This window comes from Massilia sp. CT11-137 (genome assembly GCF_047302885.1).
In the GTDB taxonomy this organism is placed as follows: Bacteria; Pseudomonadota; Gammaproteobacteria; order Burkholderiales; family Burkholderiaceae_D; genus Telluria; species Telluria orientalis.
On sequence record NZ_JBKYMP010000002.1, the window covers coordinates 3009913 to 3036239 of the forward strand.

At 66.2% G+C, this 26327-nt stretch carries 18 protein-coding genes and 1 pseudogene; 11 read left to right on the top strand and 8 right to left on the bottom strand.

Annotation, left to right across the window (positions count from 1 at the left end; genetic code table 11):
- Positions 1 to 7: 7 nt before the first annotated feature.
- Positions 8 to 910: a LysR family transcriptional regulator gene (locus ACEN98_RS30265; protein WP_413380400.1), complete on the bottom strand. Its 903-nt coding sequence runs from the start codon at positions 908 to 910 to the stop codon at positions 8 to 10.
- Between the two features lie 162 nt (positions 911 to 1072).
- Here ACEN98_RS30265 and sdhC point away from each other — a divergent pair, with 162 nt between their 5' ends.
- The 4 genes from sdhC (at position 1073) to ACEN98_RS30285 (ending at position 4486) form a co-directional block, all read left to right on the top strand.
- Positions 1073 to 1495: a succinate dehydrogenase, cytochrome b556 subunit gene (gene sdhC / locus ACEN98_RS30270; RefSeq protein ID WP_413388514.1), complete on the top strand. Its 423-nt coding sequence runs from the start codon at positions 1073 to 1075 to the stop codon at positions 1493 to 1495.
- 2 nt (positions 1496 to 1497) lie between these two features.
- Positions 1498 to 1866, top strand: a complete 369-nt coding sequence (gene sdhD / locus ACEN98_RS30275) for a succinate dehydrogenase, hydrophobic membrane anchor protein (RefSeq protein ID WP_036240800.1) — start codon at positions 1498 to 1500, stop codon at positions 1864 to 1866.
- 2 nt (positions 1867 to 1868) lie between these two features.
- Complete coding sequence (sdhA, locus tag ACEN98_RS30280) at positions 1869 to 3647, top strand: succinate dehydrogenase flavoprotein subunit (protein ID WP_413383971.1); 1779 nt, start codon at positions 1869 to 1871, stop codon at positions 3645 to 3647.
- 128 nt (positions 3648 to 3775) lie between these two features.
- On the top strand, positions 3776 to 4486 hold the full coding sequence (locus ACEN98_RS30285; protein ID WP_413342144.1) for a succinate dehydrogenase iron-sulfur subunit: 711 nt from the start codon (positions 3776 to 3778) through the stop codon (positions 4484 to 4486).
- Between the two features lie 109 nt (positions 4487 to 4595).
- Here the strand turns inward: ACEN98_RS30285 and cphA are convergent, their stop codons facing one another.
- Entirely contained in the window at positions 4596 to 7187 is a 2592-nt protein-coding gene (gene cphA / locus ACEN98_RS30290; protein ID WP_413388515.1) for a cyanophycin synthetase, read from the bottom strand.
- Between the two features lie 104 nt (positions 7188 to 7291).
- On the opposite strand from cphA, the gene ACEN98_RS30295 reads away from it, so the two are divergent.
- Positions 7292 to 8344: an RNA-guided endonuclease InsQ/TnpB family protein gene (locus ACEN98_RS30295; protein WP_413389113.1), complete on the top strand. Its 1053-nt coding sequence runs from the start codon at positions 7292 to 7294 to the stop codon at positions 8342 to 8344.
- A gap of 13 nt (positions 8345 to 8357) precedes the next feature.
- On the opposite strand, the gene ACEN98_RS30300 is transcribed toward ACEN98_RS30295, so the two are convergent.
- From ACEN98_RS30300 to ctaD, 4 genes are all read right to left on the bottom strand, one after another.
- On the bottom strand, positions 8358 to 9269 hold the full coding sequence (locus tag ACEN98_RS30300) for a cyanophycinase (protein ID WP_413388516.1): 912 nt from the start codon (positions 9267 to 9269) through the stop codon (positions 8358 to 8360).
- Entirely contained in the window at positions 9266 to 10180 is a 915-nt protein-coding gene (locus tag ACEN98_RS30305) for an isoaspartyl peptidase/L-asparaginase (protein WP_413388517.1), read from the bottom strand. The genes ACEN98_RS30300 and ACEN98_RS30305 overlap by 4 nt, the downstream gene beginning before the upstream one ends.
- Positions 10181 to 10412: 232 nt before the next feature.
- Positions 10413 to 10865 carry a DUF2244 domain-containing protein gene (locus tag ACEN98_RS30310; RefSeq protein ID WP_413388518.1) on the bottom strand — a complete coding sequence of 151 codons (453 nt, stop codon included), beginning with the start codon at positions 10863 to 10865 and terminating at the stop codon, positions 10413 to 10415.
- Between the two features lie 16 nt (positions 10866 to 10881).
- The gene (gene ctaD, locus ACEN98_RS30315) at positions 10882 to 12480 is read right to left on the bottom strand and encodes a cytochrome c oxidase subunit I (RefSeq protein WP_413388519.1); all 1599 of its coding nucleotides are present in this window, start codon (positions 12478 to 12480) and stop codon (positions 10882 to 10884) included.
- 101 nt (positions 12481 to 12581) lie between these two features.
- On the opposite strand from ctaD, the gene ACEN98_RS30320 reads away from it, so the two are divergent.
- The 5 genes and pseudogenes from ACEN98_RS30320 (at position 12582) to ACEN98_RS30340 (ending at position 17854) form a co-directional block, all read left to right on the top strand.
- A complete protein-coding gene (locus ACEN98_RS30320) occupies positions 12582 to 13832 on the top strand; it encodes an Hsp70 family protein (RefSeq protein WP_413388520.1) in 1251 nt (416 codons plus the stop codon).
- A 27-nt stretch (positions 13833 to 13859) separates the two neighbouring features.
- Positions 13860 to 14495 carry a PolC-type DNA polymerase III gene (locus tag ACEN98_RS30325; RefSeq protein ID WP_413388521.1) on the top strand — a complete coding sequence of 212 codons (636 nt, stop codon included), beginning with the start codon at positions 13860 to 13862 and terminating at the stop codon, positions 14493 to 14495.
- Positions 14496 to 14689: 194 nt separating this feature from the next.
- Positions 14690 to 16105: a tetratricopeptide repeat protein gene (locus ACEN98_RS30330; RefSeq protein ID WP_413388522.1), complete on the top strand. Its 1416-nt coding sequence runs from the start codon at positions 14690 to 14692 to the stop codon at positions 16103 to 16105.
- Positions 16106 to 16337: 232 nt separating this feature from the next.
- A pseudogene (locus ACEN98_RS30335) lies at positions 16338 to 17552 on the top strand (prolyl oligopeptidase family serine peptidase); the annotation flags it as partial.
- A gap of 152 nt (positions 17553 to 17704) precedes the next feature.
- The gene (locus ACEN98_RS30340) at positions 17705 to 17854 is read left to right on the top strand and encodes a hypothetical protein (protein ID WP_413388523.1); all 150 of its coding nucleotides are present in this window, start codon (positions 17705 to 17707) and stop codon (positions 17852 to 17854) included.
- A gap of 110 nt (positions 17855 to 17964) precedes the next feature.
- On the opposite strand, the gene ACEN98_RS30345 is transcribed toward ACEN98_RS30340, so the two are convergent.
- Together ACEN98_RS30345 and ACEN98_RS30350 are read right to left on the bottom strand one after the other, a co-directional pair.
- Positions 17965 to 24105 carry a CHAT domain-containing protein gene (locus tag ACEN98_RS30345; protein WP_413388524.1) on the bottom strand — a complete coding sequence of 2047 codons (6141 nt, stop codon included), beginning with the start codon at positions 24103 to 24105 and terminating at the stop codon, positions 17965 to 17967.
- A 270-nt stretch (positions 24106 to 24375) separates the two neighbouring features.
- Positions 24376 to 24945 carry a helix-turn-helix domain-containing protein gene (locus ACEN98_RS30350; RefSeq protein ID WP_056129496.1) on the bottom strand — a complete coding sequence of 190 codons (570 nt, stop codon included), beginning with the start codon at positions 24943 to 24945 and terminating at the stop codon, positions 24376 to 24378.
- A 134-nt stretch (positions 24946 to 25079) separates the two neighbouring features.
- Between ACEN98_RS30350 and ACEN98_RS30355 the strand changes: the two genes are divergently transcribed.
- On the top strand, positions 25080 to 26285 hold the full coding sequence (locus ACEN98_RS30355; protein ID WP_413388525.1) for a glycine C-acetyltransferase: 1206 nt from the start codon (positions 25080 to 25082) through the stop codon (positions 26283 to 26285).
- Positions 26286 to 26327: the final 42 nt, after the last annotated feature.

Consider the following 26327-nt stretch of genomic DNA (forward strand, 5'->3'; position numbering starts at 1 on the left):
CATGTCGTTATCTCCCGTTCGGCCGAGTCGCCGCCTGGCGCGCGATCTCGAGAAAATTCCCCACCTTCGTCGACGAATTCCCTTCGAGCGACGCCAGCGCCAGCTTCGAGCGGACTTTCGCATCCGCGATGTCCACGTACGTCACCCCTTCGGCGTGGAACTGGCTGACGGACGCCGGCACGATCGACACGCCGAATTCCGCCGCGACGAGGCTGACGACGGTGGACAGCTGCGGTGCCTGCTGGCCCGGCATCGGTTCGAAACCCGCGTGGCGGCAGGCCGACACGATCTCGTCGTGCAGCATCGGGCTGGCCGCGCGGGGAATCAGCACGAACGGTTCCTGCGCCAGCGCGGACAGGGGGATTCTCGCCCGCCGCGCGAGTGGATGCGTGACCGGCAGCACGGCCTTCATCGACTCGCTCGCGATGTCCTGCAGGACGACGCCGGCGAACGAGTGCACGCCCGGGCGCAGGAAGGCCAGGTCGATCCGGCCTTCCTCGAGTTGCGCCAGCAGGTGCGCCGTCGTGCCTTCGGTGAGTGTGAGGCCGACGCCGGGATACGCATTGCGGAATTCGCGCACCAGCGCGCGCACGATCGGGTGGAACGCGGCGGACGCGGTGAAGCCGAGGTGCAAATGGCCTGTCTCGCCGCGTCCGGCCCGCTGCGCGTTCAGGGTGGCGTGCTCCACGTCGCCCAGCAGGCGCTTGGCGTCGACGAGCAGCGCCTTGCCGGCGTCGGTCGGCACCACGCCGTGGCCGGTGCGGTGGAACAGCTTCACGTCGAGCTCCCGCTCCAGCGCGTGGATCTGCTGGCTCAGCGGCGGCTGGCCGATGCCGAGCCGTTCCGCCGCGCGGGTGATATTGCCTTCCTCGGCGACGGCGACGAAATAGCGTAAATGTCTGAGTTCCATGCGGTATCTGTGAAAAGTATGGATCCTAGATTATCCATATATTGGACAGCATAGTGAGATTTCGCGATAATACAGGTATCCCACGGACAAGTTTTTTGCGGCGAGAGCCGCATGGACGCGTTCCGGCGGGCCCATAACTTTAAATTTTGGAAGAGTGCTGGAATGTCAGAAGCGATAAAAAAAGTGCAGGAGCGAAGGCAGCCGATCCGTAACGTGAACATTACGGACATCACGATGAACTACAAGCAGCCGCCGTCGGCCATCGTGTCGATCCTGCACCGTATCAGCGGCTTCGTGCTGTTCCTGTTCCTGCCGTTCCTGCTCTACCTGTTCGAGCAGAGCATCCGTTCCGAGATCTCGTTCGCGCACTTCGCCGGGATCGTCAGCCATCCGTTCACGAAGATCGTCATCCTGGGCCTGTCCTGGGGCTACCTGCACCACTTCTGCGCCGGCATCCGCCACCTGTTCATGGACAACCACATGGCCCTGGACAAGGACGCGGCGCAGCGCACCGCGCGTTACGTGCTCGTCGTCGCCCTGGCGCTGACCCTGCTGGTCGCCCTCAAACTGTTCGGAGTGTTTTAATCATGGCTACCCCCAAGAATATCGGACAGCGCCGCCTCGTCGTCGGCGCGCACTACGGCATGCGCGACTGGCTCGCCCAGCGCGTCACCGCCATCGTGATGGTCATCTTCACCGTCATCCTGCTGGTCTCGTTCCTGACCGGCCAGAATTTTACGTACGAAGGCTGGGCCGGCCTGTTCGCCCGCCAGTGGTTCAAGCTTTTCACGATGGTCACGTTCTTCGGCCTGTTCTACCACGTGTGGGTGGGCATCCGTGACATCTGGATGGACTACGTCAAACCGGTCGGCATCCGCCTGACCCTGCAGATCGCCACGGTGCTCTGGCTGCTCGCCTGTGCCGCCTGGACTGTGCAAATTCTCTGGAGCGTGTAATCGTGGCAGCAATCAACACCAACATCCCCGTCCGCCATTTCGACGTCGTCATCGTCGGCGCCGGCGGTTCCGGCCTGCGCGCGGCGCTGCAACTGTCCGAAGCGGGCCTGAACGTGGCCGTGCTGTCGAAAGTGTTCCCGACCCGTTCGCACACGGTCGCGGCGCAGGGCGGCATCGGCGCATCCCTCGGCAACATGAGCGAGGACGACTGGTACTGGCACATGTTCGACACCGTCAAGGGGTCGGACTACCTGGGCGACCAGGACGCCATCGAATTCATGTGCCGCGAAGCCCCGAAGGTCGTGTATGAGCTCGAACACTTCGGCATGCCGTTCGACCGCAACCCGGACGGCACGATCTACCAGCGTCCGTTCGGCGGCCACACCGCGAATTTCGGCGAGAAGCCGGTGCAGCGCGCCTGCGCCGCCGCCGACCGTACCGGCCACGCGCTGCTGCACACGCTGTATCAACGTAACGTCCGCTCGCGCACGCACTTCTTCGTCGAATGGCAGGCGCTGGACCTGGTCCGCAATGCCGACGGCGACGTCCTCGGCGTGATCGCGCTCGAAATGGAAACGGGCGACGTCATGATGCTGCAGGCGAAAACGACCGTGTTCGCCACGGGCGGCGCGGGCCGTATCTTCGCCGCGTCGACCAACGCCTTCATCAACACCGGCGACGGCCTCGGCATGGCGGCACGTGCCGGCATCCCGCTGCAGGACATGGAGTTCTGGCAGTTCCACCCGACCGGCGTGGCCGGCGCGGGCGTGCTGATCACGGAAGGCGTGCGCGGCGAGGGCGGTATCCTCATCAACAGCAACGGCGAACGCTTCATGGAGCGCTACGCGCCGACCCTGAAAGACCTGGCGCCGCGCGACTTCGTCTCGCGCTCGATGGACCAGGAAATCAAGGAAGGCCGCGGCGTGGGCCCGAACAAGGACCACGTGCTGCTGGACCTGCGCCACATCGGCGCGGACACGATCCGCAAGCGCCTGCCGTCGATTCTCGAGATCGGCCACAAGTTCGCCAACGTCGACGCGACCAAGGAACCGATCCCCGTCGTCCCGACCATCCACTACCAGATGGGCGGCATCCCGACCAACATCCACGGCCAGGTCGTCACGCCTGACGGCACCGGTTCGCAAAAGGTCGTCAACGGCCTGTACGCGATCGGCGAATGCTCGTGCGTGTCGGTGCACGGCGCGAACCGCCTGGGCACGAACTCGCTGCTCGACCTCGTCGTGTTCGGCCGCGCGGCCGGCAACCACATCGTCGCGCAGAACCTGAAGGAGCAGGGCAACCGCGCGCTGCCGAAGGATTTCGCGGACTACGCGCTGGGCCGCCTGAACCGCCTGGAAAACTCGACCGGCGGCGAGAAGGTGCAGGACGTGGCCAACGCGATCCGCGCGACGATGCAGAAGCACTGCGGCGTGTTCCGCACCCAGGCGCTGATGGACGAAGGCGTCAAGGAAATCATGGCCCTGGACGAGCGCCGCAAGCACGTCTCGTTCAAGGACAAGTCGAAGGTGTTCAACACGGCGCGCATCGAAGCGATCGAGCTGGACAATCTGATCGAAGTGGCCAAGGCGACCGTCGTGTCGGCCGCGGCGCGCAAGGAATCGCGCGGCGCCCACGCCCACAGCGACTACGAGCAGCGCGATGACGTGAACTGGATGAAGCACACCCTGTTCTACTCGGAAGGCAACCGTCTCGACTACAAGCCGGTCGTGACCAAGCCGCTCACCGTCGACACGTTCAAACCGAAGCCCCGCACGTTCTAAGAACCTGTCTCGGTATGCGCGAACCGGTAGGGTGGGCTCCCCGAGCCCACGCGGAAGCTGGCAGATCGCAAACGTCGCGCGTGGGCGGAGGGCCGCCCACCCTACGATTTAAGAATATGAGGTAACACATGGCACGCACAGTCCACCTGAAGATTTACCGCTACGATCCGGACAAGGATTCGAAGCCCTATATGCAAGACGTCACCGTCGAGCTGAAAGACACCGACAAGATGCTGCTGGACGCGCTGCAGCGCATCAAGGCCGACGTCGACGACTCGCTGGCCCTGCGCCGCTCGTGCCGCGAAGGCGTGTGCGGTTCGGACGCGATGAACATCAACGGCAAGAACGGCCTGGCCTGCACGACGAACCTGAACGAGCTGACGCAGCCGATCGTGCTGCGTCCGCTGCCGGGCTTGCCGGTCATCCGCGACCTGATCGTGGACATGACCAACTTCTTCAAGCAGTACCACTCGATCAAGCCGTATTTGATCAACGACTCGATCCCGCCGGAGAAAGAGCGTCTGCAGTCGCCGGAAGAGCGCGAAGAACTGGACGGCGTGTACGAGTGCATCCTGTGCGCGTGCTGCTCGACGTCGTGCCCGTCGTTCTGGTGGAACCCGGACAAGTTCGTCGGTCCGGCCGGCCTGCTGCAGGCGTACCGCTTCATCGCCGACTCGCGCGACGAGGCGACCAACGAGCGCCTGGACAACCTGGAAGACCCGTACCGCCTGTTCCGCTGCCACTCGATCATGAATTGCACGGACGTGTGCCCGAAGGGTTTGAACCCGAACAAGGCCATCGGCAAGATCAAGGAATTGCTGGTACGCCGCGCGATCTGAGTGGGTTGGGCGGCCTCCGCCCACGCGTGACGTCGACAAATCGCATCCGTCGCGCGTGGGCACGGGGTGCCCACGCTACGACGAAATACGGGCCCGCGGGCCCGTTTTTTCATACCGCTTCCGCTTCGATGCGGCTCGCCGTCGCGGGCGATGTCGGCCGGATCGCTTCCGTCAGCTCGGTCAGCGCCGAGCCGCAGCCGAACACCAGCACGTCGCCCGGCTCGCAGCGCGCGAGGCCAGCGCGGATCGCTTCGTGCACGTTCAGTTCCACCTGCAGGTGATCCGTCTCGTACTTGCCGAGGCGCGCGCCCTGCACGAGCAGCGCGGCCACCTCGCCGGATGCGCGCCCGCGGTTCTCCGTCTCGTACACGACCAGCTCGTCGAAGCCGGCCGCGCACGTCTCGCCGATGGCGACGAGGTCTTCGTCGCGGCGGTCGCCCGGCGCCGCGACGACGCCGACGAGGCGGCCCGGCGTCAGCGCGCGCGCCGTCTCGGCCAATGCGGCATAGGCGGCCGTGTTGTGGGCGTAGTCGAAGATGACGGTGACGCCGTCGACGTCGAACACGTTCGAACGCAGCGGGTTGTGCTTCCAGTCGGAGACGAACGTGCGCAGGCCGGCCGCGATCTCGATGTTGCCGAAGCCCGTCGCGCTGAGTGCGGCGGCGGCGGCCAGCGCGTTGGCGATGTTGTAGCGCGCCGCGCCTTTCATCGTGCAGGGCATCGTGCGCACGTCCAGCAGCGCGTCGTGGCGCGTGCCGGTCGCCAGCACGATCATGTTGTCTTCCAGGTAGACGCCGCGGCCGCCGTTTTCCAGGTGGCGCAGCAGGACAGGGTTGTCCGCGTCGAGCGCGAAGTACAGGATTTCCACGCCATGCGCCAGCTCGGACGACATCGCGACGCAATGGTCGTCCTCCGCGTTCAGCACGACGGCGCGGCGCGCGCGCTCGGCAATCACGAATTTCACGCGCGCGAGTTCCTCGACCGTGTCGATGCCGTCCAGGCCCAGGTGGTCGGCCGATACGTTCAGCACGACGGCGACGTCGCAGTGGTCGAACGCGAGGCCGCGTTTCAGGATGCCGCCGCGCGCCGTCTCCAGCACGGCGAAGTCGACGTCCGGCGATGCGAGGACGGTGCGCGCCGAGCGGTAGCCCGTGCAATCGCCTTTCACGATCCGTTCGCCGTCGATGTACACGCCTTCCGTCGTCGTCACGCCCGTGCGCAGGCCCGCGAGGCGCGTCGCGTGCGCGATCATGAGGCTCGTCGTCGTCTTGCCGTTCGTGCCCGTCACGGCGATGACGGGAATGCGGCCGTCGTCCGCGCCGAACAGCGCTTCGACGATGGCGGCGCCCGCGTCGCGCGGCGTGCCGCGGCTCGGGTACTGGTGCATGCGGATGCCCGGCGCCGCATTGACTTCGATGATGCCGCCTTTCTGTTCGCGCAGCGGGCGCGCGATGTCCTGGCAGACGATGTCGATGCCGGCCACGTCCAGGCCGATCGTGCGCGCGGCGCGGATGCAGATGTCGCGCGTTTCTTCCGGCAGCAGGTCCGTGACGTCCTCGGCAGTGCCGCCGGTGGACAGGTTGGCGTTGCCGCGCAGGTCGACCACGCTGCCTTCCGCGGGGACCGAGTCCAGGTCATGACCCTGGCTCGCCAGCACCTGCAGCGCGAGGTCGTCCAGCGGGATCGTCGTGAGGATGTTCGTGTGGCCGTCGCCGCGCGCGGGGTTGCGGTTTTCGATCTCGACCAGTTCGCGCACCGTCGATACGCCGTCCCCGGTCACGTGCGGCGGCCGGCGCCATGACGCGGCGGCCACCTTGCGGCCCGCGACGAGCACACGGTAGTCGCGGCCCTGCAGGAATTCCTCGACGATGACGTGGCGCCCGTACTTGCGGGCGAATTCGAACGCACGCGCGATCTCGTCCTGCGTCCCGCAGTTGACCGTCACGCCCTTGCCCTGGTTCGCGTCCAGCGGCTTCACCGTTACCGGACCCTTGATGCGGCGCGCCTCGCGCAGCGCCTGTTCGAGCGTGGTGACCGTGGAGCCCGCCGGCACGGGCACCCCGGCCTGGTCGAGCAGCGTCTTCGTCAGCTGCTTGTCGCTGGCGATGCCGACGGCCACGTGGTTCGTCGCGCCCGTGATCGTCGCCTGCAGGCGCTTCTGGCGGCTGCCCCAGCCCAGCTGGAACAGATTCGCTTCCTCGGTCAGGCGCAGGCTCGGGATGCCGCGCCGGTGCGCGGCCGCCAGCACGGCCGCGGTGCTCGTGCCGATGGCGTGGCGGTGCGCGGTGTCGCGCAGGTCGTCCAGCGCGGCATCCAGGTCGAACGGGACGTGGCTCGCGCACGCATCGATCAGCGCGGCGGCCGTGCGCAGCGCCTGGCCCGCCACCTGTTCCACCGTGTAGCCGCAGACGACGCGGGCCTGTCCCGGCCTGGCGGGATCGGTCTTCGTCATGCCGAAGGTGCCGGACGCGCCGGCGAGGCGCTGCAATTCCATCACCACGGGTTCGAGCGCTTCGTGCGCGGCCTGGCAGTCCGACAGGCGCGCCGCCGCTTCGGCCGGCATCGCGGGCAGCAGGGCGAGCAGGCGCGCGCCCAGGCCGGCCGCGTTCTGCTGGGCGGCGAGGTCGATCACGGCCAGCAGGCAGGGCGCCGCGGCATACAGGCTCGGGCCGCGCAGGAAGCGTTGTTCTACGATGTTCATCAGGTACTCCGAGAAAGCCCGTCCTTCAGGGCGGGGAGGAAAGCAGCCGATTGCGCGGCAATCGATGCCTTTCGGTTGCTAAAAACGCTGCCTATAATCACAGCATGATTCTTGTTTATCGTTACCGGGTAAAGTCCCTTAACGGGCTGCTCAACAGGCAGTCGCGGGCCTGTAACTTCGTCTGGAATTACTGCAACGATCGGCAAAAGGATGCGCTGCGTTTTGGCCGCCCCTGGCTGTCGGGTTTTGACCTGAACAAGTTGACGACAGGCAGCAGCAAGGAACTGGGCCTGCATTCCGGGACCGTAAATGCGGTCTGCGAACAGTATGCAAGATCGCGTTCGCAAAAGAAGCGACCTTATCTTCGCTATCGCGGCAAGCGGTCTCTGGGCTGGGTGCCGATCAAGGGACGGGAACTGAAGCGGGAAGGTGATGCGTTTCGTTTCGCGGGCAATACCTTCCGCGTTTTTAACAGCCGGCCCCTGCCCGAAGGGAAGATCAAGGATGGCACCAACTTTTCGCGCGACACGCGAGGGAACTGGTACCTGAACATCGTGATCGATGTGGTCACCCCCGAGATCCATGCTCGTCAGCCGTTGCGCGGTGTCGGTATCGACCTCGGCCTGAAGGACTTCGCAACGTTTTCCACCGGCGAAAAGATCGAAGCGCAGCGAATCTATCGTGGTGCGGAGCGGACTCTGGCGCTGGCGCAGCGCGCCCACAAGAAGCGGCGTGCCAAGGCTATCAACGCAAAGATTGCGAGCCGTCGCAATGACTTTCTGCACAAATTGTCGGACCGCATTGTCCGGCAATTCGACTATATCGCGGTCGGCAACGTGACTGCCGCCAGACTCGCCAGGACCGGCATGGCGAAGTCCGTTCTTGATGCCGGCTGGTCGAGCTTCCGACATCAACTGGCGTACAAGGCTGTTAAGCATGGCGCGTGGTTCGAGGAAGTTGATGAGAGATTGACTTCCCAAGTCTGTTCGAATTGCGGCGCCATGCCCGATTCGCGGCCGAAAGGTATCGCAGACCTTGGAATAAGAGAGTGGCAGTGTCGTGTTTGCGGTTGTAAACATGATCGCGATATCAATGCTGCGATAAACATTCTCCGTCGCGGACGTGCGACGCTGGCTGCAGGAAGCCCCGTCCTTTAAGGTGGGGAAGACGTCAAGAGATTGGATTCCGTTTCGTGATGTTTTCCAAAAACTCGAGCAACGGCGGCGGGATGCGCTTTGCGTCGTCGCCGCCGGGTAGTGCGTATTTGCTGCCGGCAGGCAGCAGGTGGAGGCGGACGTCGATCAGTTCCGGCGTCTCGTGGTTCGCGATCTCCGCCACGTTCGTCGACATCGTCCGGCCGTCGACGATGGTGACGGCGCCCTGGCCCACCACTTCGATGCCGACGCCGCGCTCGACGACGAGGGCCGTGTCCTCGTCGATCCCGATCCCCTGCAGATACGGGTTCTGGGCGACGACGGACAACAGCCGCGACAGGCGCTGGCGTTCGGAGAAATGCTGGTCGATGACGACCTTGTGCAGGAAGCCGAGGCCCGCGCCCAGGCTCACGGAGCCCTTCTCGGGATGCAGTTCGGCGCGGCCCTGTGCCAGCATGTGGCCGGACATGGCGGAAGCGCCGGCGCTCGTGCCGCCGATGCAGGCGCCGCGCAGCTTGAGCGCGGCGTGCATCCCCGCGTCCAGCGCCGTGCCGCCGATGATCGCGAGCAGCCGTTTCTGGTCGCCGCCCGTCATGAAGATCCCGTCGGCGTCGGCAACGTCGCGGATATGCGTTTCGTCGTTCGCGTCATGGCGGCTCTGCAGGTGCAGGTGCGAGTGGCGTGTGACACCCAGGTCCGCGAAAGCGCGGTCGTACGTTTCCCACATGTTCTCCGCGACGCTGCTCGCCGCCGTGATGACGACGATCTTCGCGGCCGGCCCGCCGGACAGCTCGACGAAGCGCTTGAGGATCGCCATGTCGTTCTGCTTGTCTTCGCCGCCGCCGATGATGACGAGGTGGCCGTGGCTCTTGGCGACCCGTTCCGCCTGTTCGGCCTGGGCGCTGGCGTTCTTGTCCTGTGCGGTCATGGTGCGACTATCCTTGCGTGGGGCATGTCCTGGTTGCTGTGCGACGCGGCTTCCGTACGGGTGACGGCGATCAGGCCGACGGGCACTTTCGGGTCGAACAGGTCGACGCCGCGCTTGAGGGCCTGTTCGAGCGGCATGCCGTCCTCGATCCAGCCATAGACGGTGCGGGCCAGCAGGTGGCGCACGATCTGTTCGCCGATGCCGGTGGCCGCGACGGCGCCTTGCGGACCGGCATAGAAGCCGCTGCCGATGATCGGCGTGTCGCCCACGCGGCCCAGCAGCGACGGCGCCGAGCCTCCGGTGGACAGCGCCACGGCGAAGTGGCCGTCCGGTCCGCGCACGACGGCGCCGACCGTGTCGCATGCGGCATGCGCGGGCAGGTCGAGTGGCGTCTGGTAATTCCAGAAGCGCAGGAAGGCTTTCGCTTCTTCCGGGATCCCGGGCATGGCGGGCACGCTGCCCGCCAGTTCGCGCACGACTTTCTCGTGTGCTTGTCGCTGGTGGTCGGAGATGGTGGTGTGCGTCGGGTGGCCGATGGCGGCGGCGAAGCGGGCGGCGCCGTCGCCGGCCAGCAGCCAGTGCGGCGTCTCGGCGACGGCCCGCGCCAGCAGCACGGGGTTCTTGACGCCCTGCACGCAGGCGACGGCGCCGAGGCGGCCGCGCGTGTCCATGATGGAGGCGTCCATCTCGACGGTCGCGCCGTCCAGGCACAGGACCGATCCGCTGCCGGCATTGAAGCGGCCGTCGTCTTCCATCGATACGACCGCCGCGATGGCGGCCTCGAGCGCGTCGGCGCTGATGGCCAGCTCCTCGACGGCCCGCTGCGCCGCGCGCTCGCAGCCGTCGTCGTACGCGCGCGGGCTTCCGGCGCCGCCGTGCACGACGATTGCATATCCTTGGGTAACGCTCATGTTGTGCTTCTCTCCTGGGAAACTTGTGCGATGCGCGCACCAACGCGGTGCGGCAAAGCGGATACCGCATTATGCAAAACATAAAAAAATAGAAACATCGGTCGCGTCGCCGTGTGGTTGTCGGACGCGGCTTACACGGATCAGGTTGACGAGAGAGCTGTCCGTAGGAGTGGGAATACGGGTATGCCGGCGCGCTTCGTTTCAGCCGGGAACGCGTTTTGACAGCGTTGCGCTACCGCATCGCGGATACGCTGCGCAGCGCCTGGCGCAGTTCGCGCGCCACCTGGCGGCGCCGCGTATCGTCCACGAAGCGCCCGATCTCGACCTTCACACCGCGCGATTCCAGCTGGATCAGCGTGCGGCGGCGTTCGTCCGGCACGACGACGCGGGTCCACAGTGGATCGAGCCGCACGAGTTCCCGGTGGTCGGCCTGGACGCAGGTGACGAGCAGGCCCGACTCGGACAGGGCGATGCGCTCGTGGTCCGTCGCGTGGCGCGCATAGACGAGGAGGGCGAGCCCGACGAGTGCCAGCTCGAGCAGGGAAAACGCGAGGACGAACCAGATGCCGTGAAGGAGAAAGCCGAGCGCGACGGCGAGCGAGCCGGAACACAGGACGGCATACGCGCGCGCGACCTGGCGCGGGGACAGGGAGCAATTGCGCCGCAATGTCCATTCGCGCGTCATGGAGGCACTCCCCGGTTCACTTGACGAGCGGCGGCGTCTCGAACGTGTGGAAGGGCGCCGGGCTGGGGACGGTCCATTCGAGGCCTTCCGCGCCTTCCCATGGCTTCGGCGGTGCGGGCGCGCCGCCGCGGATGTTCGGGATCACGACCCAAAAGAGCCAGTACACCTGCGACAGGCCGAACAGCAGGGCGCCGACGGACGTGATGGCGTGGAAGTCCGTGAACTGGACGGGATAGTCGGCGTAGCGGCGCGGCATGCCCGCCAGCCCGAGGAAGTGCATCGGGAAGAAGGTCACGTTGACCCAGACGAGCGAATTCCAGAAGTGAAAACGCCCCCGTCGTTCGTCGATCATGTGTCCGGTCCATTTCGGCGCCCAGTAGTAATAGCCGGCGAACAGGGCGAACAGCGACCCCGCCACCAACACGTAATGGAAGTGCGCGACCACGTAGTAAGTATCCTGCACCTGGACGTCGATCGGCGCCACGGAGAGGATGAGGCCCGTGAACCCGCCGATCGTGAATACCCAGATGAAGCCGACTGCGAACAGCATCGGCGTTTCGAAACTGAGCGACCCCTTCCACATCGTGGCCACCCAGTTGAACACCTTCACGCCGGTGGGGACGGCGACCAGCATCGTCGCATACATGAAGAACAGCTGGCCCGTGACGGGCATGCCCGTCGTGAACATGTGGTGCGCCCACACGATGAACGAGATGATGGCGATGGCGGCCGTCGCATAGACCATCGACGCATAGCCGAACAGGGCCTTGCGCGAAAATGCGGGAATGACCTGCGAGATGATGCCGAAGCCGGGCAGGATCATGATGTAGACCTCGGGGTGGCCGAAGAACCAGAAGATGTGCTGGTACATGACGGGGTCCCCGGCACCGGCCGCGTTGAAGAACGTGGTGCCGAAATGGCGGTCGGTGAGGATCATCGTGACGGCCGTCGCGAGCACCGGCATCACGGCGATCAGCAGGTAGGCGGTGATCAGCCACGTCCAGCAGAACATCGGCATCTTCATCAGCGACATGCCGGGCGCGCGCAGGTTCAGGATCGTCGTGACGATGTTGATGGCGCCCATGATGGACGACACGCCCATCATGTGCACGGCGAAGATCGTCATGTCCATGCCCGGCCCCATCTGGACCGACAGGGGCGGGTACATGGTCCACCCGGCCGCGTTGGCGCCGCCGGCGGCGAAGAACGAGCCCACGAGCAGGATCGCGGCGGGCGCCAGCAGCCAGAACGAGAAATTGTTCATGCGGGCGAACGCCATGTCGGCCGCGCCCACCTGCAGCGGGATCATCCAGTTCGCGAACCCGACGAAGGCGGGCATGATGGCGCCGAAGATCATCACGAGGCCGTGCATGGTGACGAACTGGTTGTACAGCTCCGGCTGGAAGAATTGCAGGCCGGGCTGGAACAGTTCCAGCCGGATCAGCAGGGCCAGCACGCCGCCGACCATGAACATGGTGACGGAGAACCACAGGTACAGCGTGCCGATGTCCTTGTGGTTCGTTGCGAACAGCCAGCGGCGCCACCCGCGCGGGTGGGCGTGCCCGCCGGCATGGCTACCGGGGGTGTAATCGGAACTGCCTGCCGTCGTCGACATCTCTGCTCCGTTTGGCGTCGTTTGCATGAGACAAGCCGGGCCGGCGTTGGTTCCGCGCCCGGAATCTGGTAACATCTCGCCCCTTTCATCGAGAGACTTCCATGGCCAACGCTTGCGGCGTCGATTTCGGCACGTCCAATTCCACCGTCGGCTGGGTGCGGCCCGGCCAACCCACGCTGCTGCCCCTCGAGGACGGCAAGGCGACCCTGCCGTCCGTCGTGTTCTTCAATGCCGACGACGAGCAGGTGCGCTATGGCCGCGCCGCGCTGGCCGACTATCTGGAAGGCTATGACGGGCGCCTGATGCGGTCGCTGAAGAGCCTGCTGGGTACCAGCCTGATGGATGGCCAGACGGAGGTCGCGGGCCGCGCGTTGCCGTTCCGTCAACTGCTGGGGCATTTCATCGGCGAGGTCAAGCGCCGCGCCGAGTGCGAGGCGGGCCGCGGGTTCGACCGTGCCGTGTTCGGCCGCCCCGTGTACTTCGTCGACGACGATCCGGAGGCGGACCGCCTCGCCGAGGACACGCTGGCCGACATCGCCCGTTCCGTGGGCTTCACGGAGATCGGCTTCCAGTACGAACCGATCGCGGCCGCGTTCGACTACGAATCCCGCATCGAGCGCGAGGAACTGGTGCTGATCGCCGACATCGGCGGCGGCACGTCCGACTTCTCGCTCGTGCGCCTGGGGCCGGCGCGCGCGAACCGCCTGGACCGCCGCGACGACATCCTCGCCACCGGCGGCGTGCACATCGGCGGCACGGACTTCGACAAATACCTGAGCCTCGCGTCCGTCATGCCGCTGCTGGGTCATGGCAGCGCGCTGCTGTCCGGCGCTTCGGTGCCGTCGAGCTATTATTTCAACCTGGCGACGTGGCACACGATCAACCAGGCTTATACGCGCAAGAGCGTCGCGCAGCTCGCCGACCTCGTGCGCGACGCGGCCGAGCCCGACAAGCTCAAGCGCCTGCAGCGCCTGATCGACGACCGCGCCGGCCACTGGCTCGCGATGCGCGTGGAAGAAGCGAAGATCGGCCTGTCGGACACGCCCGAAGTGGCGCTCGACCTCGACCGCCTCGCCCCGCCCGAACTGCTGCGCGTCCACCGCGACCTGTTCACGGACGCGATCGCCGGCATGATCGACAGCGTCGGCGCGACCGTGCAGCGCCTGCTGGACGAAGCGGGCATCGGGCCGGAGCGCGTCGATACCGTGTTCTTCACGGGCGGTTCCAGCGGCGTGGCGAGCCTGCGCGAGCGGATCGCCGCGATCGTCCCGGACGCGCGCCGCGTCGAAGGCGACCTGTTCGGCAGCATCGGCGCCGGGCTGGCGATCGACGCCGCCCGAAAGTTTGGTTGAAGCGATCTGGTCAAGGAAAGGATCACCGTGTTCGAACGCCCCATCGTCATGCTCGACTTCGAGACCACCGGCCTGTCGCCCGACGGCGGCGACCGCATCACCGAGGTCGCGGCCCTGCGCATCGCGGACGGCCGGATCGTCGAGCGCTACGTCTCGCTCGTGAACTGCGGCGTGCGCGTGCCGTCGTTCATCACCCAGCTGACGGGCATCACGCAGGCGATGGTCGACGGCGCGCCGCCGGCCGCCGAGGTCGTGCCCGCGCTCATCGACTTCATCGGCGACGACGTGCTGGCCGCGCACAACGCGAGCTTCGACGAGAAATTCCTCAAGGCGGAGGGCGCGCTGCTGGGACACGGTTGCCGGCATGCCGGGCTCGTGTGCTCGCTGAAGCTGTCGCGCCGCGTGTTCCCCGGCATGGCGAGCTACAAGCTGGGCCAGCTGTCGCGTGCGCTCGGCATCGTGTTCAAGGGCAACGCCCACCGGGCCGAGGCCGACGCCGAAGTGGCCGCCCAGCTGCTGCTGCACATCGGCCGGCACCTCGGCGACGCCTACGGGCTGGCGGGCGTCGACCCGGACCTGCTCGTCTCGCTGAACCGCGTGGCGGCCGCGAAGGTCGACGCATTCATGGGCGTGTACGCGGCCGGGCGGCGCGTAACGGCCTGATCCGGCCTCATATTTCCTGCATGCAGTAGGGCTTCGTCGCGTGGCACTGTCCCCGCTGGCCGAGCCGTCGCGCCGGCGTCGTTTTTGCCGTCGTCCATCCCCTTCACGTTGTTGCAAGTCAAATCCGTAATGCATCTCGTCATTACAATTTTTGCAATTCTTGGCCTCAACGCGTGTCCGTCAGGAGCTACCGCATGCACAGTCACGAGCCCCTCCCGCGCGCCGGCGCGCTCGCCTGGTTCGCCCGCGCCGCCGCGTGTGGCGATGCCTATGCGCAGTTCAATCTGGGCATGATGTACAAGGAAGGCGACGGTGCCCCGCAGGACGACGTCGCCGCCTGCCGGTGGCTGGAGCGGGCCGCGCGCCAGCGTCTCGCGTTCGCCCAGAACCACCTGGGGAGCATGTATTTCCTGGGGCGGGGCGTGGTGCAGTCCGACAACGAAGCAGCGTACTGGTTCGGCCTCGCCGCCGCGCAGGGCGACGCGTCGGCGCAGCAGAACCTGGGCGACCTGTACCGGGCCGGGCGGGGCGTCGTGCGCGACTCCGCCCAGGCCGTCGCGTGGTACTACAAGGCGGCCGAGCAGGACCTGCCCAGCGCCCAACGGCTGCTCGGCACGTGCTACCGGGACGGCGCGGGCGTGGCGCGCAGCCTGCCGCTCGCGATGGCGTGGTTCCGCAAGGCCGCGCTGCTGGACGATACCGAGGCCGCCGTCTGCCTCGGGCTGATGTACCGCGGCGGCGAGGGCGTGGCGCCCAGCGAGGCCGAGGCGTTGTACTGGTTTCGGCGCGCGGCCGCGCGCGGCCATGCGCCGGCGCAGCGCCTGCTGGGGCTCGCGTACCTGGTGGGGCATGGGTTGCCGTCCGACGCGCAGGGCGCGCGCGCCTGGCTCGAATGCGCCGCCGAGCAGGGCGACGCGGAAGCGCAGTTCAGCCTAGCCCAGTTGCTGGGCGCGGCCGACGCCGAGGCACTCGCGGGGGCGGGCGATGGGGCGCGCTGGAGCGGCCCCGCGCTGGCCTGGACGCTGGCTGCGGCCGAGCAGGGCCACGTGCTGGCCCAGGTGAACCTGGGCAACCGCTACGCGTACGGGCGCGGCGTCGCGCGTGATCCGGAGCAGGCGCTGTACTGGTACCGGCGCGCGGCCGAGCAGGGCGCCGCCAAGGCCCAGTTCACGCTCGGCGTGATATACGCGAACGGCCAGGGCGTGCGCCGCGACGAGGCGCTGGCGGCGACCTGGTACCGGCGCGCCGCCGAGCAGGGCGATGCGAGCGCCCAGAACAATCTCGGCGTCATGTATGCGAACGGCCAGGGCGTGCCGCAGGACGACGCGCAGGCCGTGCACTGGTACCGGCTCGCCGCCGAACAGGGCCACGCGCTGGCCCAGTACAACCTGGGCGGCATGTACAACAGCGGCCGCGGCGTCGCGCGCGATACCGTGCGCTCGTACATGTGGATGCTGCTCGCGGCCGACGCCGGCGACCCGGCCGCCAGCGCGAACAAGGCGATCGTCGCGCGCCGCCTGTCGGAGGAACAGATCGCGAGCGCGGACGACATGCGGCGCCAGTGGCAGAGTGCCCGGTCGTACGCGGGGCCGGAGCGGCGTGCCGCGTGAGCCCTGCGGTGTTGTCGTCCTGACAGCAGAATCGCGCTATCATGCTCAGCGGCATCCGCCGACTACCCATCGTACAACGGCAACAACCATGCACATGAGACATGCCACCTTTGTCGCCGCCTTCGTCGCTCTCGCTGCGGCGCTCGCCGGTCCGGCCACCAGCCAGACCTGCCAAGGCAGCGGCACGCCGCTGACCTATCCGGTCGCGAAGAAAGTCGACCAGACCGACACCTATTTCGGCACGGACCGCGATGCGCCGCGCCAGCGCATCGTCGCGATCGACACCCGCAAGCCGCGGGAGGCGAACTGGAAGACGATCGTGCCGGAAGGCGAGCAGACGCTCGTGGCGGCGCACCTCGTCGGCGACCGCTTGATCGCGCAATACCTTGCCGACGTGCGCAGTGTGGTCAGGATCACGGACCTGAAGGGCAAGCCGGTGCGCGAGGTGGTGCTGCCGGGCATCGGCAGCGTCGCGGGCTTCACGGGCAAGCGTGGCGACAAGGAAACCTTCTTCTCGTTCACCAGCTTCACGACACCGACGACGATTTACCGGCTGGACATGAAGAAGGGCACCAGTACCGTGTTCCGCCAGCCGAAGGTCCAGTTCGACCCGAACGACTACGAAACGCGCCAGCAGTTCTTCACCAGCCGCGACGGCACGCGCGTGCCGATGTTCATCGTGTCGAAAAAGGGACTGAAGCTGGACGGCAACAATCCGACATATCTGTACGGCTACGGCGGCTTCAATATTTCGCTGACCCCGGCCTTCTCGCCGGCCAACCTGGCGTGGATGGAAATGGGTGGCGTCTACGTCGTCGCCAATCTGCGCGGCGGCGGCGAATACGGCGAGGCGTGGCACGAGGCCGGCACGAAGCTCAAGAAGCAGAACGTGTTCGACGACTTCATCGGCGTGGCGGAATGGCTCCTTGCCAACAAGGTAACGTCGCCCGCGAAACTCGCGATCGGCGGCGGCAGCAACGGCGGCCTGCTCGTGGGCGCGGCGATGACGCAGCGGCCCGAGCTGTTCGCGGCGGCGATCCCGCAGGTGGGCGTGATGGACATGCTGCGCTTCCACAAGTTCACGATCGGCTGGGCTTGGACGTCGGACTATGGCTCGTCGGAAAACCCGGATGAGTTCAAGGCGTTGGTGAAGTATTCGCCGCTGCACAACCTCAAGCAGGGCACATGCTACCCGGCCACGATGATCACGACGGCCGACCATGACGACCGCGTGGTGCCGGCGCACAGCTTCAAGTTCGCCGCGACGGCCCAGGCGGCGCAGGCCGGACCGAATCCGGTGCTCATCCGCATCGACACGAAAGCCGGCCACGGCGCGGGCAAGCCGACGAACAAGCAGATCGAGGAATTGGCCGACCGTTGGGGCTTCCTGACGAAGGCGCTCAACGTGGAGGTGTCGCCCACCGTCGCGGGCGGCGCGGAGATATAAGTTTGCGTGATCCCCGCTGTCAGCGCCTGCAATATGACAGCGGGGAGACATCACGAAAACCTATTGCGGAAATCGGAAAAGGAAATTGGATTGATATCTGATGTGGGCGTAGACTTCAATCATCAACGAACGATATTGAAAACGGAGCTGTCATGAACGCCTACACCACGATCTCGACCCGCAACACCGCCGCCGGCGACAGCAAACTGAGCCGCATGTTCCGCACGTTCTGCATGGAAATGCGCCGCGCCATCGAAACCGTCGGCGCCGCGTACCAGAACGGCCTGCAGCCGCCGATGTAAGTCGCGCTTGCGCCGCCGTCCCGCTGTGGCGGCACTGTGCCCCGGAGCACCCGACAACCCCCGCCGCCTGCGGGGGTTTTTGTTTGGCGCCGTGCCCGCCTGCCGGGCCGTCAGAAGCTTTTCGCGACCTCCGCGCTTTCCGGCCGGGTCAGGCTCGCCGCGCTCTGCCGTTCCGCCCGCTGCATACGCGAAGGCTGCAGCCTGAGCGCCAGCTTTCTGAGGTTGTCGGCGATCTGTTCCCGTGTCCTGGCGATCCGCTTGTAGCTTTCGTCCGGGCCTTCGCGGCGCGTGCTCAAAGCCCGGTACAGGCGCGCCAGCGCCTCGATGTCGGTCACGATGACATCCATCTCCGACGGTTTCAGCGCGACGCCATGGGTAGCGTCGGTATAGGCCAGCAGCACGTTGTCGAAGCTGGCCTGGCCGCTGGCGCCGTCATCCCCGAGAGTGCCCGTGATCAGGGTCTCCACCAGCAGCGCCTTGGCCCGTAGCAGGGTCGACGCGGTATCGGTGGATGGATCGGTCTCGCAGGCGTAGGCGCCGCACAGCCGGGCGAACGTGATGGCGGCGCCTTGCGTCTTGTCGGCGGTGTACAGGCCGGCCAGCGCCTCCAGCGCCAGCCTGCTCAGGGCAAGGTCGGGAGCAATATTGCCGAGGGCTGTTTTGCCTTCGGCTTTCCGGTAAGCGTCGGTGGCCAGGCGCAACTGCTCTTCCATCCTGGTCGCGGCATCTGCGATTTCCTGGGTGCGGTCTTCGGACAGGGCCAGCAGCCGGCGCGCCTGCACGCTGGCCATACGGCGGTGGATTCTGCCGCGCAAGGCCTGGCGCAGGCAATTCGGTGCCACGCCAGGCCCGGCCGGTGTGGCCCGGTTGGCGTCGGGCCCGACGGCAATGTCGGACAAATGGTCGAGCGAATCGACGCGTGCCAACGCACGCTGGAGCAAAGCGTCGCTGCGCGCCAGTGCCTTGCGCAACTGCGCCTGGTCCGGCCCTTTGCCGTTCTCCGGCGGGAGCGCGCGCGCGGCGCACTGTTCGCCGTACTGGGCCTCGACCTCCGCCAGTTGTTCGATGTCACGGACCGACAATTTGCCGTATTGATCCTCAAGTTGGGCCGCGCGCAGGAAGGCATCGTAGGCCTCTTCGATCTGGTTCAGCTCCCGCCTCGTGGCGCCGAGGGCCGAATGCAACTCGGGACGCACCCGCCATTTGGGCTGGCATCGCTTGTCCACGAGCATGTCGACCCGCTTCGCGATGAGGGCGCTTTCCTGCTCGGCGTACGTATCGCGCTGGTGCGCCAGGCGCACCCGGGCATCCGCCAGGGCCTCCAACAGCTCTTCCAGCGCGACGAACGGGGTATCCTGCAGTACCGGTTCGTCGGTGTTGTCGGTGGTAGATTCCGCAGTCCAGCCAGGATCGCCGTAGGCCTGGAAGGCGCCCCAGGTGAGATCGTTCCGATTGCGCTCCCAGACTTCGTAACGAGCGACCTTGACTGCTTCGCCGAACTGTTGACGTTGCCCTAGCAGCTGATTGTAGAAGCAGGTGCCGAAGCGCTGCGCCAACGCGTCGTCGACCGCCCAGCCCGTCACGAGCACGCAACGCACCCCGATCTCGATGAGTTCGCGGGCAATGCTGGCGGCCAGACGGTTGCTCTGGCGTCCATCGTCGAATTGCCCGGTATGGCAGCAATTCAGAAACACCAGTTCGGGTACCACTTCCATCGCCGAGATTTCGGCCGCGGTGATCAGCAAACCGTCCGATAGCAGCACGCCGCTGCGCGGCCGCCCGTCCTTGTGCTGCATGCGGAACACGCCGTGCCCGGAAATGTGCAGGATGCGCCACGGCTGCCGGTACAGCGCGGCCAGCACATGGGCCGCGTCGGTATCGTTGCCGGCCTCCTCCGGAACGGGTGGGCCGAGGCGCATCGGGCCGCCGCGCGCCGTGACGGCGGCGTCCTCCGTGAAGGTCGCCACGCCGGACTCGTAGCCAATGAGCTGCTGTACTTCATAACTATGTTTTTTCAAGACCTGGGCGATCGTCAGTGCCTCGTCGCGGGCGCCGGGGAGCGGCGCCGGTTGCCAGGCGGCCGCGTCACCGTCGGTCGGGACGAATCCGTCCTGGAAGCCCCGCACGGATGGATTGCCGATGACCAACGCGGTGTATGCCATCGCCTGCACTACCTGCGGCCGGTAGCGCAGCGAGGCAAGCTGCCGTACGACGGACGCGCGTACCGCAAGCGGCATGTTCTCGCGCTCGGCCCCGGTGCGCTCGCGTGGCGGCTCCTCGGCCAGCATCAGTTCCCATGGCAGGTTGGCCGTATACCCGTCGACGACGAGAACCAGCCGGTCGAGCTGGCGCGCCGCATCCTTGAAATCGTGCGGCACCATCAGTTGATACAGCATGCGACCGAACTCCGGGTCCCATTTGTGGCTCGCGATCTGGCGCCGGACCAGCGTCTCGATCAGGCTCGGCTGGCGCTGCTGGACGATGGTCTCGGCGCGCGCCCGGGTGCCGACGTACATGAAGCGGAGACGATCGGCGATCGGCGCCTCTGCCTGTTCTGTCGGCTTGAGGGCCGGCGGGGCGAGTGCATTTTCCTCGGTCCGGTCCGCGTCCGTGACGATGATGCGCGGCCAGTAGCTGGCCTCCGCCGTATCGTGCAGGCGCTGGCGCATCCCTTCGCCGCTGACCAGCTCATCGCAGGTCACGAGTTCCGTGTTGTGGCTGGCGGCGAACTGCTTCATACGTTCGCGCAAGTCGCGCAACGCGTATACGGCGCTGATGGCGGTGTCCAGGTACAGTTCGACGATATCGAGCGTGGCGATGTGGATGTTGGTACCTGTCCGCTCGTGGAAGCGGGCGTTGGCCAGCACCACGCCGCGGACCAATGCCTCGACCGACGCCGCGGCGGACAGGTTGGCGGAGGAATTAAAGCCGATCAACAGCGAGCTCAGCGCCAGCTCACGTTCATCCTTCCCCAGCACATCCATTACCTGCAGCAGGAAACGCAGAGCGCCCACGCGCACCGATTCGGTGAGCTCGGAGGCGCTGAGCGAGACGTCGTAGCGCCCCAGTCCGGTGACCACCGCACCGCTCAGGCGGGCCGCGCGCTCGCCGGCGCGCGCGCCGCGCAGCACGACGGTCGCGGAACCGCGTGCGCCTGCGTACTGGCCGAGGTTGTAGCGCTTGCTCAGGTCGCCACCGAGGAGTTCGCGGTCGATCAGGGCTTCCGGTCCGGAGATCGGATCCTGTTCGTAGTGGCCGACCATGATCGGCATGGAGAGGAAGCGCAGGTCCATCGCACGCACCTTGACGTCCAGGCGGCGCGGCGGCGCGGCCGGCAGCCGGCTACGCAGCGAGCCGCCGAGCAGGCAGCGCTGCACCGCCTCGGTGTCGGCCGCGGTCGGGGGCGCCGCGTCGTACATGACGGGACCCATCTTCTCGATCGTCCGCAGCGGCGGTTCGTGCGACAGGTGGCGGGTCGTGCCGGCTTTCAGCAGTTCCGCAAGCGCCGGGAAGTACTCCTGCGTTGCCGCCATGTCGCCATGACGGGCCGGCATGAAGTAATAGCTGTCGATGCCGGGCAACCGGCCGGATTCCCAGGTCACGATGCCGTCGCCGGACGGGGTGGCCATCATGCCCGGATGCGAAAGTCCGGGAAGCTCCACGAGGCCGCAAGGCGTGCTGGGTGCGACGCCGAACACATAGATCGTGGTCGGATCCGAACTCGCGGTCGGGAGCGCCTGGCCGACGCGCTCCCGTTCCAGCTCGGCATTCTTGTCGGACAGCCACGCGGCCTGGACCAGCAGTGCCTGCGATGGCGTGGCGCTGCATCCGGCGCCGAACCAGCGGTCGGAAACGAGGCCGGCCAGGCGCTTCCACTCCTGCGCGTCGTAATAATCGTGTTCTCTGCTGCCCGGTATCATGCCGACGGTTTCGGCGAAGTCACGTGCAGGAAGCAGGCTGAGCACACCTGGAAAGCGCGCGAAGGTGTCCAGCAGCTTCCGGAGGGAGGGGCCGTTGACGTCGAGCCGCCATAGTGAGCGGAAGCCGTCGCCTTTGCCCAGCAGGTCGGCCACTATCGCATGGGTGCCGCGGTTGGGGGTGCCGAGCATGACGATGCGCGCACCTTTGCGCTCCATGAGTATGCGGAGGATGTTTTGTGCGGGCAGGCAGGCACAGGCACGCACCACGAGGCCGCCCATGCCGTGGGCGAGGAAGCGCACCGGAACCTGGCTGTCGCGGAAGCGCTCGAGAAAGGCGGCGAGCCGCTTTCCAAGGTCTTCCGGCGACAGCCGCCAGTCGTAAGGAAACGGCTCCACCTGGTGACTGTCGGAGAGGTGGCGGCACAGGTTGCCGTACAAGATGTCGAATATGTCCGTCGCCTCGGTGTCGTAGCAGTTCGCATCGGGGAGCTCGAGCAGTTCCAGCCCGCGCGCGCCTGGCAGGGGCGGGAACCAGATGTGATTCTGCCTGGTCTTCAGGTGCGATCCCATCAGGTCCGGCAGGACCACGACGATCGGCAGCCGCGCCGCGCCGCTGCGGCCCCGCCAGCTTGTCGCCTTTGCCATGGCGGCGGCGTAGTCCTCGCGTTCGGGCAGCGTGATGAAACGGTCCAGCTTGTCGACGTCGGGACTCAGCAGCCAATCGCGCACCGCGATGCGGCTGGAACTGTTGGTGAAATAGCGGAAGTGCGATACGTTGCTCCCCCGTTCGAACAATATGCGCGCGTTGGCTCTGGGAGCGATCCCCGCCAGCATGGCGGGCGTGTCGACCACAAGGTCGTTGTCTTCCTTGTCGAACAGGACGAAGTCGGTGAGCGCGACGCGCAGCCGGCTCAGCATGTCGCCGCCCTCGGCGTCGCCGGCGATGACCGCCATCTGGATGCCGGGTTGGACCGGCGCCACGCACAGGAACTGGGTCAGGGGCGAATCCGGCAGCATGGCCTCGATGCCGGGCACCATGTGCGGGTCGGTGCGGCGCTTGGCGATTTCGATGACGGCGCGCCGGAACTCCCGGTACAGCAAGCTCGAATAGAGGAAGGGCACGGCGCCGAGCAGGGTCAGCACGCTTGACAGGAACACGTCGAAGTTACCGCTGGCCAGCAGCGTCCCGTTGGCGGGGCTGGCGATGCGCGCATACCTGCGAATCACGAGCTTGCGGTCGCGAAGTTCGCCGGCGAGATTCAGCAGCATCTTGAGTTGGTCGCCGTAGGCGTCCTTCAACCCATCCAGGATGGCCTTGCCCAACTTCTCGTCGTGCGTTCCCGGCGAAGGAAACCGGTAGCAATAGTTTTCGATTTGGGCGCCGAAATCGGCCAGGCATAGCAAGTCGGCGACCAGGCCGCCGCGCGAGTGCGAGACCAGCGAGACCTGGGCGCCGTGCGGCAGGGCGCGGACCAGGTCGAGTGCATTTTCGATCGGGCTTTGCGATAGCGTCCGGTGTTCGAAGCCGTAGATGTGTTCGCCAAAGCGATTGACCAGGCTTTTCCAAAGGTCCGGTTCCGCGGTGCACAGGTGGCCGAAACTGCCTGCGGTGCTCGATCCGGTGCCATGGATAAACACGAGCAGGTGCGTGTCCGGCGACAATGGCTTGGAACCGGGGCCCGTCAGATTCGCTTGAGTCAATTTCAACTCCGCCAGGTCGTGCGGTGTGCCACCCGCATATTCGAGGCGACACAGGCCAGGGCGGTCAAGGCGCGCCTCGATGGCTTTCATCAGGGCCATGGTGCCGAGCCAGGTCACGCCGGCCTGGGCCATACCGACGCCGGCGGCGACGTCGCGCAGCAGGTCGTCGTGGTCCGACTCCGGCACCGCGAGCAGCGTGATCCTGCTGATCAACCCCTTCAGCATGGCCACCGCACCGCGCTGCGCGTTCGTATCCGGGCCCAGCTTGTCGAGGTCGGGCTGGCTGTCTTTCTGTTTCTGCAACTGGCTGTCGCCGGCGCGGTCCAGCGCCTCCTTCAGGCGGGCCGGGTTGGCCACGAGCGTCCCCCCGTCCGCCAACTCCAGGACGACGATATGATCGGGTGCTACCGAGAAGGTCTTCGTCGTCGCTTCGGTGTCGCGCGCTGCGGGACTCACGTCGATTGCCCACACCGTTTCCAGGCCCGGTGGCAGCAGCTCGTCGTCGGCTTCCTGTCCGGGACCGGCGGCGCGGGGAATGACGCGCACGAAGGCTGCGGGCATCGGTTTCGTTTCAAGCTGACGCCCTGTGATGGTCAACATCACGGTATCGCCGCGAGCTTGGTCGGTCATGGCTAACCTCTCTGGTCTTTGCCATGCTGCAAACGGACGGCACGCGGGCTGCAACCCGCATCGTGCCGGGCGGTCGGCGGCAATGGCGGTTGTCGATGGGAACGCAGTCGGATGAGTTCTGTTGACGGCGGATCAATGACGAGATTGACTTGGGAAAGCCCGGCCTGGCGGTTGCTGTGAGTTATATGAACGGCGTGCGCAAATGTACAGCGTAAGATCGACCTTTTGACGAGAGGTTCGCGTGTTGAGTGAAACGGAAGTGCCGCCCAGCTAGCGGTGTACGACCACCAGCAATGCCTTCGCCTCCGTCTTGCCGGCATTCCGGATGGCATGATTCTGGTCGGCCGGATAACGCGCCGTCGCGCCATGCTTGATTTTTCGCTTCTCGGCCCCGACCTCCAATTCCACCGTCCCAGTTACCACGGTCAAGTGCTCGTTGGTACCAGGATCATGGGCCTGCGACGCCAGTTCGCCGCCCGGCTGCAAGGTCAATTCATACCATTCATACTTGCCGGCAAGGTCCATCGGTCCCAGGATGCGCAGGGAGTAGCCCGCGTGGCTGCCGGGCAAGGTGGGGATTTCGTGGGCGTCGACGACACGGATCAGGTCGACCGCGCGCACTTCGGAGGAGAGTAATTCGCCGATCTGCACGCCGAGCGCATTGGCCAGGCGCCACGTGATGGCGATGGTGGGGTTGGCCTTTTCGCGTTCGATCTGCGACAGCATCGATTTGGAGACGCCGGCGATGCGCGACAGGTCTTCCAGGGTCAGGCCGCGTGCGAGGCGCAGCCGCTGCAGGGTGGCGCCGACTTCGGGCGGAGCGCTGGTATTGTTGTTCATGGAGCTTGCTTGCCAAGTTCAATGGCCGGGAGTAATATTCAATATATTGAATTTCTGTTCGAAATACAGAACAAGTTCCATACATCGAACGAATCCACACTATACCATTCGCCAACCGACAAGGACGAGGAAACATGAGCGATCAAGCATTCTATAGCGGCCTCCAGCAGAAACTCGACACGCTCAAGACCGAGGGCCTGTTCAAGCCCGAGCGCGTGCTTGCCTCGCGCCAGGGCGCCGAAGTGGTCGCGGACGATGGCCGCACGCTGATCAATATGTGCGCCAACAACTACCTCGGCCTGTCGGGCGACGTCGAGACGCAGAAGGCCGCCGAAGCGGCGCTGCAGAAATACGGTTACGGCCTGTCGTCCGTGCGTTTCATCTGCGGCACGCAGACGGTGCACAAGGAACTCGAGAAGAAGCTGTCGGACTTCCTCGGCACGGAAGACACGATCCTGTACGCCGCCGCGTTCGACGCCAACGGCGGCGTGTTCGAGCCGCTGTTCGACGAGAACGACGCGATCATCTCGGATGCGCTGAACCACGCGTCGATCATCGACGGCATCCGGCTGTGCAAGGCCGCGCGCTACCGCTATGCCAACAACGACATGGCCGACCTGGAAAAGCAGCTGCAGGCCGCGACGGAAGCCGGCAGGCGCCACAAGATCATCGTCACGGACGGCGTGTTCTCGATGGACGGCACGATCGCGCAGCTCGACAGGATCGTGGCGCTGGCCGAGAAATATGGCGCGCTGACGATGATCGACGAGTCGCATGCGTCCGGCTTCATGGGCAAGACGGGCCGCGGCACGCACGAGCACTGCGGCGTGATCGGCAGGATCGACATCATCACGGGCACCCTCGGCAAGGCGCTGGGCGGCGCGATGGGCGGTTTTACCTCCGGCCGCAAGGAAGTCATCGAGACCTTGCGCCAGAAATCGCGTCCGTACCTGTTCTCGAACACGCTGGCGCCGATGATCGCGGGCGCGTCGCTCGCGGTGCTGGACCGCATCGGCAAGTCGACCGAACTGCGCGACCGCCTGCACGAGAACACGGCCTATTTCCGCCGCGAGATCGAGCGCATCGGCTTCACCATCAAGCCGGGCACGCACCCGGTGGTGCCGGTGATGCTGTTCGACGCGCCCGTCGCGCAGAAATTCGCTGCCCGCATGTTCGAACTGGGCGTGCTGCTGTCGGGCTTCTTCTACCCGGTGGTGCCGATGGGGCAGGCGCGCGTGCGCGTGCAGCTGTCGGCCGCGCATACCCGCGAACAGCTCGACAAGGTGCTGGGCGCCTTCGAGCATGCCGGCCGCGAACTGGGCATCATCAAGGCCGCCTGACCGCGGCCGCTGGAACATCGATCGACCGGATGCGCCGCCCAC

Coding starts and splice junctions, on each gene's coding strand:
- ACEN98_RS30265 (WP_413380400.1), bottom strand. CDS start 910: ATGGAACTCAGACATTTACGCTATTTCGTCGCCGTCGCCGAGGAAGGC.
- sdhC (WP_413388514.1), top strand. CDS start 1,073: ATGTCAGAAGCGATAAAAAAAGTGCAGGAGCGAAGGCAGCCGATCCGT.
- sdhD (WP_036240800.1), top strand. CDS start 1,498: ATGGCTACCCCCAAGAATATCGGACAGCGCCGCCTCGTCGTCGGCGCG.
- ACEN98_RS30285 (WP_413342144.1), top strand. CDS start 3,776: ATGGCACGCACAGTCCACCTGAAGATTTACCGCTACGATCCGGACAAG.
- cphA (WP_413388515.1), bottom strand. CDS start 7,187: ATGAACATCGTAGAACAACGCTTCCTGCGCGGCCCGAGCCTGTATGCC.
- ACEN98_RS30295 (WP_413389113.1), top strand. CDS start 7,292: ATGATTCTTGTTTATCGTTACCGGGTAAAGTCCCTTAACGGGCTGCTC.
- ACEN98_RS30300 (WP_413388516.1), bottom strand. CDS start 9,269: ATGACCGCACAGGACAAGAACGCCAGCGCCCAGGCCGAACAGGCGGAA.
- ACEN98_RS30305 (WP_413388517.1), bottom strand. CDS start 10,180: ATGAGCGTTACCCAAGGATATGCAATCGTCGTGCACGGCGGCGCCGGA.
- ACEN98_RS30310 (WP_413388518.1), bottom strand. CDS start 10,865: ATGACGCGCGAATGGACATTGCGGCGCAATTGCTCCCTGTCCCCGCGC.
- ctaD (WP_413388519.1), bottom strand. CDS start 12,480: ATGTCGACGACGGCAGGCAGTTCCGATTACACCCCCGGTAGCCATGCC.
- ACEN98_RS30320 (WP_413388520.1), top strand. CDS start 12,582: ATGGCCAACGCTTGCGGCGTCGATTTCGGCACGTCCAATTCCACCGTC.
- ACEN98_RS30330 (WP_413388522.1), top strand. CDS start 14,690: ATGCACAGTCACGAGCCCCTCCCGCGCGCCGGCGCGCTCGCCTGGTTC.
- ACEN98_RS30340 (WP_413388523.1), top strand. CDS start 17,705: ATGAACGCCTACACCACGATCTCGACCCGCAACACCGCCGCCGGCGAC.
- ACEN98_RS30345 (WP_413388524.1), bottom strand. CDS start 24,105: ATGACCGACCAAGCTCGCGGCGATACCGTGATGTTGACCATCACAGGG.
- ACEN98_RS30350 (WP_056129496.1), bottom strand. CDS start 24,945: ATGAACAACAATACCAGCGCTCCGCCCGAAGTCGGCGCCACCCTGCAG.
- ACEN98_RS30355 (WP_413388525.1), top strand. CDS start 25,080: ATGAGCGATCAAGCATTCTATAGCGGCCTCCAGCAGAAACTCGACACG.